Consider the following 13,118-nt stretch of genomic DNA (forward strand, 5'->3'; position numbering starts at 1 on the left):
CAGACACGAACCAGACACGAACACGCATGCAGGGAGCGCAATGACCGACAAGAGGGAAGCGTCCGGCAAGAGGCACAGCGCAGCGGCGCTGCGTCGCCATCCGGGGATCATCAGGGAGCCGGCGGTGGTGAGGCGCCTCTCCCGCTCGAGCTCGATAGAGCGCATCACCAGCAACGGGACCATCGCCGCCGCCGTCATGGTCGCGGCGGCGCTGCTCGCCGTCGCCGTGGCAAACTCCCCGGCCTACCTGCTGGTGCACGAGTTCCTCGAGGCGCCGCTCGTCCTCGGGCTGGGCCCCGTCGTCGCCTCCATGAGCGTCGAGGCCTTCGTGAACGACTTCCTCATGGCCATCTTCTTCCTCCTCGTGGGCATCGAGCTCAAGTACGAGATGACCGTGGGCCAGCTGCGCCGTCCCCGCCAGGCGGCGCTGCCCATGCTTGCGGCGGTGGGCGGCGTGTGCGTGCCCGCGGCCATTTACCTGGCCCTCAACTGGGGCGGCGCGCACCACGGCTGGGCCATACCCATCGCCACGGACATCGCCTTCGCCCTGGGCGTCATGTCGCTTCTGGGAGACCGCGTCGCGCCCGAGACCAAGGTCTTCTTCCAGACCCTGGCCATCGCCGACGACATCCTGGCCATCGTGGTCCTTGCGCTCTTCTACGGCCAGGCGATCGACGTGGGCTGGTGCGCGGCCGCGCTGCTCATGGTGCTCCTGCTCGCCGCGCTCAGCGGCATGAGGGTCTACTCCGCCAAGCCCTACCTGGTCGTGGGCGTGGGCCTCTGGCTCTGCATGTACAACTCGGGCATCCACGCGACCCTTGCCGGCGTGGTCCTGGCCTTCTTCCTCCCCGCCAAGTCCGACGTCAGGCTCTCGGGCCTCAGGGACTGGCTGGGCCACCAGGCGGGCAGCCTGGACGAGCGCTACGACGACTCGAGCCACGTTCTGGGCCAGCACGACTTCACCGAGGCGGCCGTCCGCGTGGAGAAGGTCATGCACCACGTGACCCCGCCCCTGCAGCGCGTCGAGCGGCTCATCTCGGTCCCGGTGAACTTCCTCATCCTGCCCCTCTTCGCCTTCGCCAACGCCCAGGTGCGCCTGGTGGGCACCGACCTCGGCCTGGTGCTGGGCGACCACGTGGCGCAGGGCGTCTTCCTGGGGGCCGTCCTGGGCAAGCCCCTGGGCATCATCCTGGTCACCTGGGTCCTGGTGAGGGTGGGCTTCGCCCGGCTGCCACGCCGCGTGAGCTGGGACCAGATCTTCGCCGTGGGCATCATGGGAGGCATGGGCTTCACCATGTCCATCCTCATTGCCGGGCTGGCCTTCCCCGACCCCGAGGAGGTCGTGGCCGCCAAGTGCGCCATCCTGGCGGGCTCCTTCGCGGCAGCGCTCCTGGGCATCGCCTTCGTGCGGGTGAGCGAGCGGGTGCTGGCGGCGCGCGACGAGAGCGGACCCGCGGGGGCGTCAGAGGCGTCAGCCGCGGCCGGCGACGGCGCGGGCGGCACGTCCGATGAGGCCGCCGGAGGGCACGCCTCAGGGCGAGAGGAGCGTGGCTAGCATGGGCAGGCGCGCCGGCCAGGGCCTCAACCCCTTCGCGCCCCTTCCCGACGGCGCCTCCGGCGGCCGGGGCGTCCCTCCCGAGTGGGCGGCCCCGGCGGCGGAGTACGGCGAGCTCCAGCGCCTGGTGGACGCGGTCTTCGAGGACGCGCCCGGGGGAATGGTGAGCCGCATGGACCTCGTCCTCCGCGCCCAGCTGGTCGACCTCCCGGACGACCTCGCCGAGGTCGTCGAGCTCATGCCCAGCGGGAGCTACACCCGCCCCAGGCTCTGCGACCAGATGAACTCGATCATCACCGCGCACGGCTGGGGGTCGGTCTACGGGACGGTCCAGTAGGGACGGCCCCCCGGGCCATCTTGGCCCCGGCCCAGGGTACGGGCGAGGGCCGCCTCCTTGGCCGCCGTCTCCGCGGCCGCGAAGGTTTCGCCTCCCTTGCCGATTTCCCGGCGCGTCCCGTGGCCCCGCCGGGCGGGGATATACTTCTTGCGCAGACCAGAGCCGAGGAGGAAGCCATGGCAAACGCCTACGAGCAGCTGATGGACGCAGAGCTGGATGCCGAGCTCGCACGCCTGGAGACGCAGGCGGACGAGACGGCCGCGCAGGGACTCAAGCTGGACATGGCCCGCGGGAAGCCCTCGCCGGAGCAGACCGCGCTCTCGCGTCCCATGCTCGACCTCGTCAGCTCCTCCACGCCCCTCGTGGACGGTGACGCCATCGTCGACAACTACGGCACGCCCGAGGGCCTGCCCTCCGCACGTCGCCTCGCGGCCCAGATCCTGGGCGTCGACGCCAAGAACGTCGTGGTCTCCGGCTCCTCGAGCCTCAACCTCATGCACGACCTCGTGGCCCACGCCTTCGTCCATGGCGTGGGCGGCTGCGAGCCCCTCTGCCGCCAGGGCGAGGTCAAGTGGCTCTGCCCCAGCCCGGGCTATGACCGACACTTCGCCGTCACGGCGAGCTTCGGCATCAAGAACGTCCCGGTGCCCATGGGCGAGGACGGGCCCGACATGGACCTGGTCCAGGACCTCGTGGAGGGCGACCCCACGGTCAAGGGCATCTGGTGCGTCCCCAAGTACGCCAACCCCACGGGCGTCACCTACTCCGACGAGGTCGTCCGCCGCTTCGCGGGCCTGAGGCCCGCCGCGCCCGACTTCCGCATCTACTGGGACAACGCCTACGTCGTCCACTGCTTCGAGGGCCGGGACGACGCGCTCCTCGACATCTTCGCGGCCATCGGGAAGGCGGGCGGGTCGCGCCTCGCCTATGAGTTCGGCTCCACGGCGAAGGTCACCTTCCCCAGCTCGGGCATGGCCTTCGTCGCCGCAGACGACGAGGACATCGCCGAGGTCAGGGCCGCCTTCGCGGTCGAGCGCGTGAGCTCCGAGAAGTTCTCGCAGCTGGCGCACCCCCTCTTCCTGCACGACCTCGAGGGAGTGAGGGAGCACATGGCCAGGCATGCGGCCATCGTGGGCCCGCGCTTCGCGCTGGTGGAGCAAAAGCTCCAGGAGGGCCTGGGCGGCATGGGCCTCGCCAGCTGGACCCACCCGCACGGCGGCTACTTCGTCTCGTTCGACGGCCCGGAGGGGTCGGCGAGGCGCATCGTCGCCCTCATGGGCGAGCTGGGCGTGAAGCTCACGCCCGCGGGGGCCACCTGGCCCTACGGCAGGGACCCCCGAGACTCCAACATCCGCATAGCCCCCACCTACCCCTCGCTCGAGGACCTCGGCCGCGCGCTCGACGTCTTCGTGCTCGCGGTGCGCCTCGTCTGTGCCCGGATGGAGGGCGAGAGGCGCGCCCGCTGATTGGGATTTGGGTCCATCTCAGGGTTTTGGGTAGAATCATGCGACATGCGTGTGGTCCCTTGGGGCCGCGCGCTAACCTCTTGTAGCAAGAATCCACCCGTTGGTCCCGGTCCCGAGGAAGGTCGCGCACATGGCACGCAAGCCAGGCCCCACAAGCAAGAAGCGCCTCGCCAAGGCGAAGCCTGCCGCCTCCACGGTCGGCGGTGGGGGCAAGGCCGGTGTCGCGGGCTCCCGTGAGCGCCGCGAGGCCCGCAAGAGGCGTGTCACCGCCATAGTGGTGGGGGCCTTCGCGGTGCTCATGGCCCTTTCCATGATGTTGCCCTCGCTCGCCGCGATCTTCTCGCCCGCGTCGTCCTCGAAGACCGCCGACGCCAGCCAGAGCCAGGCGAGCTCCGACTCCAGCTCCCAGGACCAGTCCTCGGGCGACTCCGCGACGGACTCCGCCGCCACCGGCATCGACGCCGTCAACGCCCGGTACCAGAAGGACGTGGACGAGCTCAAGGCCAGGCTCGACTCCGACCCCAAGGGCCTCGCCACCCTCCTCAACCTGGGCAACGACTACATGAGCTGGGCCTACGCCTCCAGCTCCTACGCCACGAGCGACGACCAGAAGGCGCAGGTCGCGGAGCTCTGGAAGAGCGCCATCTCCTACTATGACCAGTACCTCGAGCAGAAGGACTCCAACGTCGTGCGCGTCAACCGAGCCCTCTGCCAGCTTTACTCGGGCGACACGGACGCGGCCAGGGCCGCCCTCGAGGAGCTGACCGCCGCGCAGCCCGACTACGGTCCCGCCTGGGCCAACCTCGGCATGGTCTACGAGGCGGCCGGCGAGTCCGACTCCGCCAGGGAGGCCTACCAGAAGGCGGAGGAGAAGGACGCCAACGACGAGTACGGGGCCAAGAGCTACGCCCACAGGCGGCTTGCGGCCATGGATGCCGCGGCGAAGGCGGCCGACTCCGGCAGCACGTCCGGCAGCGGCACGTCCGGCCAGACCGGCGCGACGGGGACGAGCTCGGGCACCACGACCCAGGGCCTCTCCGACGTGCTCGCGAGCAGGTCAGGAACCAGCCTGTAGGACCACGAGCAGGGGCTTGCGGTCCCGCATCGACGAAGGAGCAGAGATGGGAATCTCCATTAGCAACAGCAGGAGGGGAGAGACGAGCGTGCTCTCCGTCGTCGGCGAGGTGGACGTGTCCAACGCCAACGAGCTGCGCGACGCGCTCGACCGCGCCATCGAGGAGGGCCCCGCGTCCATCGAGGTCGACTTCTCCGAGGTGCCCTACATAGACTCGACCGGCATTGGCGTGCTGGTCGGTGCCGCGCACCGCAGCGCCGACGCCAATGCGACGCTCAGCGTGACCAACCTTCAGAAGAACATAGCCCGCGTGCTCGCGCTCCTCGGCGTCGACAAGGAGCTCGGAGCGGGAACCCAGGAGTAGGGGGCCATCTTGTTTGGCATAGGAGAGACCGAGCTCGCGATCATCGTGCTCTTTGCGTTCCTGCTCTTCGGCCCCGACAAGCTGCCGGGCATGGGACGAACCATCGGCCGCGCCATCAGGCAGTTCCGCGAGGCGCAGGAGGGCTTCACCTCCGTGGTCCAGGCAGAGGTCATCGATCCCCTTAACGAGGCCATGGGCGACCCGTCCCAGGCGAGCAAGGCGCGCGACGCCCGCCGCTCCGCCCTCGACGAGGACTCCGACCTCGACGAGGACGCGGACGTCCCCTCCCGTCGCAGCACCGAGACCTTCGCCCAGCGCAAGGCCCGCCTTGAGGCGGAGCGCGCCGCGGCCCAGAAGGGGGCCGCGTCGGCTCAGGAGGAGCCCGTGCCCTCGGAGCCCGCGCCCGTCTCGCCAGCGGACGGGACCAAGGGCGAGGGCGCGACGGTCACCGGCGCCGACGAGGCGACGGCCACGTCCGAGGACGCTCCGGCCGTGCCCGAGGAGGCGCCCGCGAAGCCGGACACCTCCGCCGCCGCCCTCTATGCCATGAGGCCCCGAAAGCGCAGGGACGCTGACTCCAGCACGACCGTTCCCGTCCCCGATTCGGACGCAGGCTCCGACGCCGACGCGGCGGAACCCAAGGAGGTCTAGAGATGCCTATCGGACCAGCGCGCATGCCGCTCATGGACCACCTGGGCGAGCTCAGGCGCCGCCTCACCATCGTCGTGGTGTCGGTCCTCGTGACCGCCGTCGTGGTCTATGCCGCCACGCCCACGCTCATCGACATGATGATGGACCCCATCCGCTCCTCGCTCCCCGAGGGGACGACGCTCACCGTCCTCACCGTCCTGGGCGGCTTCACCATCCGCTTCAAGGTGGCCATGTTCTTCGGCGTGATCGTCTGCACGCCCATCATCGTCTGGGAGGCCATGGGCTTCTTCCTGCCCGCCCTCAAGGAGAACGAGCGCAAGTGGGTCGTGCCCACGGTGGGCGCCATGGTCGTCCTCTTCTTCCTGGGCATGCTCTTCTGCTACTTCGTGATCCAGAAGGCGGCCATCGGGTGGATGGTCGACCAGGCCATAGACTTCGCGGGCGTGATCGCGGACGCCGAGGACTACCTCAACATCATGATGCTGCTCGAGATCGGCTTCGGCCTCGCCTTCCAGCTTCCGCTCGTGATCTTCTACCTCTCGGTCCTGCACCTGGTCCCCTACAAGACCCTGCGCGAGCAGTGGCGCACCATCTACGTGGCGTTGCTCGTGCTCTCGGGCGTCGTCACCCCCGACGCCTCGCCCGTCACCATGGTCCTGATGTTCGCCGCGCTCATCGGCCTGTACGAGGTCGCGCTGGCCGTCGCCCGCTACGTGCTCATCGCGCGCGACGGCAAGGAGTCGCTCAAGTGGAGCCGCGAGGAGTACCAGGAACACAAGCTCGAGGAAGAGGACGCCTAGTTGAAGCTCGTAGTCACCGAGAAGAACGACGCCGCTCAGCAGATCGCACGCCTGCTCTGCACCACGGGGAAGCCCAAGGCCGACAAGGTCTACGACACGCCCGTCTATCGCTTCTCGCATGACGGGGAGGACTGGGTGACCATCGGCCTGCGCGGCCACATCATGCGCCCCGACTTCCCCGTGGAGCTCAGGTACAGCAAGAAGGACGGCTGGGTGGGCGTCACCAAGGAGGGCGAGGTCCTTCCCGCCCGGATTCCCGACAACCTGGCCCGCCCCCCCTACGAGAAGGTGCGCAAGCCCTTCACCAAGGAGGGCGTCGACGTCAAGGGCTGGAAGGTTGCCAGCCTGCCGTACCTGGTGTGGACCCCCATCCAGAAGGAGCCGGCCGAGAAGGGCATCATCCGCGCCCTCAAGAACCTGGCCAAGAAGGCCGACTCCATCGTGATCGGCACCGACTTCGACCGCGAGGGCGAGCTCATCGGGTCGGACGCCCTGCGCCAGATGCGCGAGGTGGCGCCCGACACGCCCGTGAGCCGCGCGCGCTACTCCGCCTTCACCAAGGCCGAGATAGACCACGCCTTCGAGAACCTCGTGGAGCTGGACCAGGACCTCGCGGACGCCGGCGAGAGCCGCCAGTACATCGACCTCATCTGGGGCGCCGTCCTGACGCGCTACCTCACGATGGCCCGCTTCGGTGGCTTTGGCAACGTGCGCTCCGCCGGCCGCGTCCAGACGCCCACGCTGGCGCTGGTCGTGGAGAAGGAGCGCGAGCGCGAGGCCTTCGTCCCCGAGGACTACTGGGTGATCTCGGGGCAGCTCGCGCCCCAGGGTAGCGCGGACGAGGGCGCCCGCTTCAAGGTGTCGCACGCCACGGCCCGCTTCAAGGACGAGGCGGCGGCAAAGGCCGCCTTCGAACGCGTCCGCGACGCCCGCGAGGCGACGGTGACCAAGGTGGAGAAGAAGAGCCACACCACCCGGCCGCCCGCGCCCTTCAACACCACCTCGCTCCAGGCCGCGGCCGCGGCGGAGGGCATCTCTCCCGCGCGCACCATGCGTCTGGCCGAGAGCCTCTACATGGACGGCCTCATCTCGTACCCGCGCGTGGACAACACGGTCTACCCCAAGTCACTGGACCTCAAGGAGGTCGTGAAGGCGCTGAGCGCCGTGCCACAGTATCGCCCCACCTGCACGAAGCTCCTGGCCGGAGGTCCCCTTCATCCGACCCGCGGCAAGCAGGAGACCACCGACCACCCGCCCATCTATCCCACCGCGGCGGCAGACCCCGACCGCCTGGAGGGCCCGGCGTGGAGGCTCTACAACCTCATCGCGCGGCGCTTCCTGGCCACGCTCGAGGACCCCGCGCTGAGCGAGAGCACCAAGCTGGGCTTCGACGTCGCCGGCGAGCCCTTCCAGGCCAGCGGCACCGTGATCGTGAAGCCGGGCTTCCGCGCCATCTACCCCTTCGGCTCGCGCAAGGACGAGCAGCTGCCCGCCCTCGCGCAGGGCGACGTCTGCGACGTGGTCGGGATGGGCCTCGACGCCAAGCAGACCGAGCCCCCCGCCCGCTACAGCCAGGGCCGGCTCATCCAGGAGATGGAGAAGCGCGGGCTGGGCACCAAGTCCACGCGCGCCTCGATCATCCAGCGCCTCTACGACGTGAAGTACCTCAAGAACGACCCCGTCGAGCCCAGCCAGCTGGGCATGGCGGTCATCGAGGCCCTGACCCAGTACGCGCCGCACGTGACGAGCCCCGACATGACGGCGGAGCTCGAGGCCGACATGACCAAGGTGGCCGAGGGCAGCGACACCCAGGAGGGCGTGGTCACGCACTCCAGGGCGCTGCTCGCGGGCATGATCGACGCCCTGATCGAGCACAAGGACGACCTGGGCGACGCCATCGCCGACGCGGTCACCGCCGACGCCAAGGTGGGCACCTGCCCCAAGTGCGGCCGCGACCTGGTCATGAAGAGCTCGGCCAAGACCCGCGGCAGCTTCATCGGCTGCATGGGCTGGCCCGACTGCGACGTGACCTATCCCGTGCCCTCAAACGTGAAGGTGGCGCCCATCGAGGGGGAGGCCGGCGTCTGCCCCAAGTGCGGCGCGCCGCGCATCAGGTGCACGCCCTTCCGCTCCAAGTCCTACGAGGTCTGCGTCAACCCCGCCTGCGAGACCAACCGCGAGCCCGACCTGGTGGTGGGGGAGTGCGCGACCTGCAAGGCTGCGGGCACCCACGGCGACCTGATCGCCCACAAGAGCGAGCGCACGGGCAAGCGCTTCATCCGCTGCAGCAACTACGACGTCTGCGGGACGAGCTACCCGCTGCCCCAACGCGGAGAGCTCCATGCCACCGGCGAGGTCTGCGAGCACTGCGGCGCGCCCATCGTCGAGGTGGTCACCCAGCGCGGCCCCTGGCGCATCTGCGTCAACATGGACTGCCCGGGCAAGGAGAAGAAGCCCGCCCGTGGCAGGGGCGCCAAGCGTGGCTCGGGAACGACGCGCGGCTCGGGCGCGCGCGGGAGCAGGGCCAAGAAGGGCTAGGAGAGAGGGACGACGAGGGGCGTGACGACGGCAGGACGGGAGGGGAGCCTCATGAGCCAAGCAACTTACGGGTCCGCGAAGGCCCCTGCCGTACCCGCGCGAGGCGCCTTCGTCAGCCTCGAGGGAATCGACGGGAGCGGCAAGTCCACCCAGGCGGCGCTCCTCGCCCGCCTCATGGAGGGGGTCGGCCTGGAGGTCGTGAGCCTGCGCGAGCCCGGCGGGACCCAGGTCTCGGAGAAGGTCCGCTCCATCCTCCTCGACCCCGCCAACGACATGATGGCGGACGAGTGCGAGCTTCTGCTCTACGAGGCCTCGCGGGCGCAGCTCGTGCGCCAGGTCATCGTGCCCGCCCTCGCGCGGGGGGCCGTGGTGCTCTGCGACCGCTACTACGACTCCACCTATGCCTACCAGCACGGCGGGCGCGGATTGGACGAGGGCCTGGTCAGGCGCTGCAACGAGTTGGGGAGCTGCGGCCTTTCGCCTGACCTCACCCTGCTTCTGGACATCGACCCCGCTCTGGGCTTCGAGCGCGCGACCCGTGGCGGCGTCGACCGCATGGAGGAGGCGGGCCTCGCCTTCCAGAGGAGGACGCGCGACGCCTACCTGCGCCTTGCCACGGAGGAACCCGCGCGCGTGCGCGTGATTGACGCGCGAGGCAGCCAGCGCGAGGTCCTGGGACGGCTCGTGGGCGAGCTCGTCGCGCTCCTGCCCGCGCTTTCGGGGCGGGACCTGGAGGACCTGAACGTCCCCCTCCCCAAGGGAGGAGAGTAGCTTGGCCGCCCAGGGCAGGGACCCGCTGCAGCCGGCCGTTCCCCCCGCGCTGGAGGGGCTGGGCCAGCAGCCCCGCGTGCGCGCGTTCCTCTCCACCGCCCTCGCCGAGGGGCGGCTGAGCCAGGCCTACCTCTTCCTGGGAGCCCCCGGCTCCGGCATGGAGGAGGCGGCCCTCTCCCTCGCGCAGTGCCTCGTCTGCCCCAACGGCGGCGACGCCAGCTGCGACGAGTGCATCCGCGTGGCCCATCACACCCATCCCGACGTGCGGCTGGTCTCTCCGGGAAGCGCCGGCGGCTACCTGGTGTCTCAGGTGCGCGAGCTCCTGGGCGACGTCTGTCTGGCGCCGGTGCGGGCGAAGGCGAAGGTCTACATCGTCCAGAATGCCGGCCTCCTGCGTGACGCTGCAGCAAACGCCCTGCTCAAGACCATAGAGGAGCCGCCCTCGGGCGTGTACTTCATCCTCATCGCGCGTTCTGCCGCGGCGGTCCTGCCCACCATCGTCTCGCGCTGCCAGCAGGTGCCGTTCCGCATCTTGGGCGAGGACGACGCCCTCCAGGCGCTCGCGGCGATTGACGGCGCCAGCGGTGCCGAGGCGAGGATAGCCCTCTCCGTCGCCGGGACCCCCGACCGCGCCGCCGAGTTCCTGGCCTCGTCCGAGCGCCGCCAGCTGCGTCGCCTCGTGGTGCGCAGCCTCGGCGAGCTGGGGCGCGATGACTCCTGGGACGTGCTCGTCGCCGCTCGCAGGATAGTGGCCGAGGTCGGAGCCCCCTTGGACGGCCTGCGCGTGGAGCAGGAGGAGTCGCTCAGGGAGGGCAGCGACTACCTGAGCACCGCCGCCCTGCGCCAGCTCGAGCTCGACCAGCGCCGAGAGCTCACCGCCAAGGAGCGTTCGGGTATGATGGAGGCCCTGGCAGCCGCAGAATCCCTGCTCAGGGACGTGCTCTTGCGCTGCGAGGGCGCCCGGGAGGCAATCGTGAACGAAGACGCGGCCGACGTGGTGGACCGCATCACGAGCGGCGCGGGTACCGAGGGCGTCATCCGGGCCCTCGACGCGGTCCTCGAGGCGAGGCACCAGCTCGCCCGCAACGTAAACCCCCAGCTGGCCCTTGAGGCCATGCTTCTCTCTGCCAAGGAGGCACTCGCATGCCCACCGTCATCCCGGTGAAGTTCAAGTATGCGTCCAGGGACCTTTGGTTCGACCCCGCGGGCACCGGTGCCCAGGAGGGCGACCACGTGATCTGCGCCACCGAGCGCGGACAGGAGATCGGGCTCGCCACCATGGACGCGCGCGAGCTGGGCGAGGAGGAGCTCGCCCAGACCATCGGCGAGTCCCGCCTCAAGTCGGTCCTGCGCATCGCCACGCAGGAGGACCTCAACCACGCCTCCCGCCTGGCGGACCAGGGCGAGAGGGACCTCGTCACCTTCAGACGACTCGTCCACGAGTCCGGGCTGGACATGAAGCCCGTGGGTGTGGAGCACCTCTTCGGCGGCGACAAGGTGGTGTGCTACTTCTCGGCCGACGAGCGCGTGGACTTCAGGCAGCTCATCCGCGATCTGGCCCGCGAGCTGCACGGTCGCATCGACATGAGGCAGATCGGCGTGCGCGAGGAGGCGGCGATCGTGGGCGGCTACGCCCACTGCGGCCAGGAGCTCTGCTGCGCGCGCTTCGGCCACCAGTTCGAGCCCGTCTCGATTCGCATGGCCAAGGAGCAGGACCTGCCCCTCAACTCCACCAAGATCAGCGGCGCCTGCGGGCGCCTCATGTGCTGCCTGCGCTACGAGTTCGAGGCCTACCGCGACTTCAAGTCACGCGCGCCCAAGCGCAACGCCGTCATCGACACGCCGCTGGGCAAGGCGAAGATTGTGGAGTACGACACGCCCAAGGAGCAGATCGCCCTCAGGCTCGAGAACGGCAAGCAGATCCGCGTGCCGCTCTCGGGCATGCAGGCGAGCGAGGCCGCGGTGCGCAAGAGCGAGGAGCTCCACTGCCCCTGCAGGCCCGACACCGTGACTCGCGAGGCGCTTGACAGGCTCGAGTCTCCCGACGTGCAGATGGCGCTCGCCGAGCTCGACCGCGCCAACGGCGTGGGCGTCGAGCAGGGCTTCGACTCGTCGGACATCTTCGTGAAGACCAGGCATCGCCGCAGTCACGGCAGGCAGGAGCCTGGCGCGGGGGAGTCCGGAAGCGGCGCCAGGGGTGCTGCGGGCCCGCGCTCGTCGGCACAGGATGCCCCCCGCCCCCGCAGGAGGCACCAGGACGACGCCGCGGATGCCGGGCCCGAGCAGGGGCCGGCCACCACACCGCGCCAACGTCGCCGCAAGAAGCGTCCCGGGGCGGGCATGGGCGACTCGGCTCAGCGGCGTGACGCCGCAGAGCACACGCAGGCCCAGGGCGGCGGCGCGTCCCAGCCCGCCACGAACCACCGTCGCAGGCGCCACCACTCCTCGGACGGCAGCGAGGGCCAGGCGGGCGGTGGCCAGCAGGCCACGCAGCAGGCGCCCAAGGCGGGGGAGAGGCCCCGCGGCACGCAGTCCACGAGGCGCAAGCGCCATCCGGGAGACCATGGCGGCCAGCAGCAGGCGTCGCAGCAGGCCCAGCAGCCCAACGGCGGCAGGAGCCCGCGCCGGCGCGGCCAGGACCGGCAGCCGGGAGGCCCCAGTGAGCGCCTGCAGCAGAGGTCCGGCGAACCCGGCGGCTCATCCGACGGGGCCGAGAAGGCCCGCCGTCGCCGTCGCCGCGGCGGCAGGGGCCGCGGCCAGGGCGGATCCGAGGGCAAGGGCGGAAGCGCGCCCTCCGGCGAGTAGGGGGCGCACATGCCGTACGGACTCAAGACCGAGGCGAGTTTCGACGGGGCCCACTTCCTCACTGACTACTATGGCAAGTGCGAGAACCTCCACGGTCACCGCTGGCGGGTCGTCGCCTACCTGAGGCAGCCCAGCCTGCAGGACGAGGGGACCATGCGCGACATGGTCATCGACTTCGGCGTCTTCAAGCGCGCCCTGCGCTCGCTCGTGGCCGAGCTCGACCACAGCTTCCTGGTCGAGGAGGGCTCGCTCAAGCCGGGCACCATCCGCGCACTCGAGGAGGACGAGGGATTCTCGCTCAGCGTCCTTCCCTTCCGCACGACGGCCGAGAACCTCGCCCGTTACTTCGCCGACCGCCTCCTGGAGGAGGGCATGCCGGTGAGTCAGGTCGACGTGTACGAGACCCCGCTCAACTGCGCCTCCTACTTCGTGGAGTAGGGTTTCGTCTCGGGTAGCGCGTCTCTCTCGCCTGGCACTTCGTTCGGTCTTCCCGCCTGGAATCCCCGCCGAGTGCGCAAGCTTAAGGCCTGCTGCTTCGCGAGTGCGCAAGCTTAAAGGCCGGAATTGCGCACTCGACGGCGAAGACCGCCCCTCTCGCCACGAAGGGCCAGGTGGCCGGAAGCCGAGTGCGCAAGCTGAAGCCTTCAGACTGCGCACTCGACGCTTGGGCGGTGGAGAGGGGCTGCGACTGGGTTGGCTGCGGACCCTGAAAGCGAAAGACACCGCAGCTGACCCCAGCCGGCTAACCCCCGGCTC

The 13,118-nt window shown here is 70.0% G+C and carries 12 protein-coding genes; all 12 read left to right on the top strand.

Annotated elements, in window-relative coordinates:
- Window positions 1-40 precede the first annotated feature (40 nt).
- On the top strand, window positions 41-1,555 hold the full coding sequence (nhaA, locus tag HMPREF1868_RS03865; RefSeq protein ID WP_062530613.1) for a Na+/H+ antiporter NhaA: 1,515 nt from the start codon (window positions 41-43) through the stop codon (window positions 1,553-1,555).
- Window position 1,556: 1 nt separating this feature from the next.
- A complete protein-coding gene (locus HMPREF1868_RS10185; RefSeq protein ID WP_197414942.1) occupies window positions 1,557-1,892 on the top strand; it encodes a 3-demethylubiquinone-9 3-methyltransferase in 336 nt (111 codons plus the stop codon).
- A gap of 176 nt (window positions 1,893-2,068) precedes the next feature.
- Window positions 2,069-3,358, top strand: coding sequence for an aspartate aminotransferase type Ic (locus HMPREF1868_RS03875; protein WP_062530615.1), 1,290 nt, complete (start codon window positions 2,069-2,071; stop codon window positions 3,356-3,358).
- A gap of 130 nt (window positions 3,359-3,488) precedes the next feature.
- The gene (locus HMPREF1868_RS03880) at window positions 3,489-4,433 is read left to right on the top strand and encodes a tetratricopeptide repeat protein (RefSeq protein ID WP_062530617.1); all 945 of its coding nucleotides are present in this window, start codon (window positions 3,489-3,491) and stop codon (window positions 4,431-4,433) included.
- 46 nt (window positions 4,434-4,479) lie between these two features.
- Complete coding sequence (locus HMPREF1868_RS03885; RefSeq protein ID WP_062530619.1) at window positions 4,480-4,797, top strand: STAS domain-containing protein; 318 nt, start codon at window positions 4,480-4,482, stop codon at window positions 4,795-4,797.
- Between the two features lie 9 nt (window positions 4,798-4,806).
- A complete protein-coding gene (locus HMPREF1868_RS03890) occupies window positions 4,807-5,448 on the top strand; it encodes a Sec-independent protein translocase subunit TatA/TatB (RefSeq protein ID WP_062530621.1) in 642 nt (213 codons plus the stop codon).
- Between the two features lie 2 nt (window positions 5,449-5,450).
- Window positions 5,451-6,248, top strand: a complete 798-nt coding sequence (tatC, locus tag HMPREF1868_RS03895; RefSeq protein ID WP_062530623.1) for a twin-arginine translocase subunit TatC — start codon at window positions 5,451-5,453, stop codon at window positions 6,246-6,248.
- Window positions 6,249-8,786: a DNA topoisomerase I gene (locus tag HMPREF1868_RS03900; protein ID WP_062530625.1), complete on the top strand. Its 2,538-nt coding sequence runs from the start codon at window positions 6,249-6,251 to the stop codon at window positions 8,784-8,786.
- Between the two features lie 51 nt (window positions 8,787-8,837).
- Window positions 8,838-9,557 carry a dTMP kinase gene (gene tmk / locus HMPREF1868_RS03905; protein WP_009278773.1) on the top strand — a complete coding sequence of 240 codons (720 nt, stop codon included), beginning with the start codon at window positions 8,838-8,840 and terminating at the stop codon, window positions 9,555-9,557.
- 76 nt (window positions 9,558-9,633) lie between these two features.
- Complete coding sequence (locus HMPREF1868_RS03910; RefSeq protein ID WP_082719536.1) at window positions 9,634-10,722, top strand: DNA polymerase III subunit; 1,089 nt, start codon at window positions 9,634-9,636, stop codon at window positions 10,720-10,722.
- Window positions 10,701-12,362, top strand: a complete 1,662-nt coding sequence (ricT, locus tag HMPREF1868_RS03915; protein ID WP_062530627.1) for a regulatory iron-sulfur-containing complex subunit RicT — start codon at window positions 10,701-10,703, stop codon at window positions 12,360-12,362. Before HMPREF1868_RS03910 ends, ricT begins: the two co-directional genes overlap by 22 nt.
- Before the next feature lie 9 nt (window positions 12,363-12,371).
- Window positions 12,372-12,800, top strand: coding sequence for a 6-pyruvoyl trahydropterin synthase family protein (locus tag HMPREF1868_RS03920; protein WP_009278776.1), 429 nt, complete (start codon window positions 12,372-12,374; stop codon window positions 12,798-12,800).
- Window positions 12,801-13,118 lie beyond the last annotated feature (318 nt).

Origin of the sequence: Olsenella sp. DNF00959 (assembly GCF_001553055.1) — a bacterium.
GTDB lineage: Bacteria > Actinomycetota > Coriobacteriia > Coriobacteriales > Atopobiaceae > Olsenella_I > Olsenella_I phocaeensis.

Coding starts and splice junctions, on each gene's coding strand:
- nhaA (WP_062530613.1), top strand. CDS start 41: ATGACCGACAAGAGGGAAGCGTCCGGCAAGAGGCACAGCGCAGCGGCG.
- HMPREF1868_RS10185 (WP_197414942.1), top strand. CDS start 1,557: ATGGGCAGGCGCGCCGGCCAGGGCCTCAACCCCTTCGCGCCCCTTCCC.
- HMPREF1868_RS03875 (WP_062530615.1), top strand. CDS start 2,069: ATGGCAAACGCCTACGAGCAGCTGATGGACGCAGAGCTGGATGCCGAG.
- HMPREF1868_RS03880 (WP_062530617.1), top strand. CDS start 3,489: ATGGCACGCAAGCCAGGCCCCACAAGCAAGAAGCGCCTCGCCAAGGCG.
- HMPREF1868_RS03885 (WP_062530619.1), top strand. CDS start 4,480: ATGGGAATCTCCATTAGCAACAGCAGGAGGGGAGAGACGAGCGTGCTC.
- tatC (WP_062530623.1), top strand. CDS start 5,451: ATGCCTATCGGACCAGCGCGCATGCCGCTCATGGACCACCTGGGCGAG.
- tmk (WP_009278773.1), top strand. CDS start 8,838: ATGAGCCAAGCAACTTACGGGTCCGCGAAGGCCCCTGCCGTACCCGCG.
- ricT (WP_062530627.1), top strand. CDS start 10,701: ATGCCCACCGTCATCCCGGTGAAGTTCAAGTATGCGTCCAGGGACCTT.
- HMPREF1868_RS03920 (WP_009278776.1), top strand. CDS start 12,372: ATGCCGTACGGACTCAAGACCGAGGCGAGTTTCGACGGGGCCCACTTC.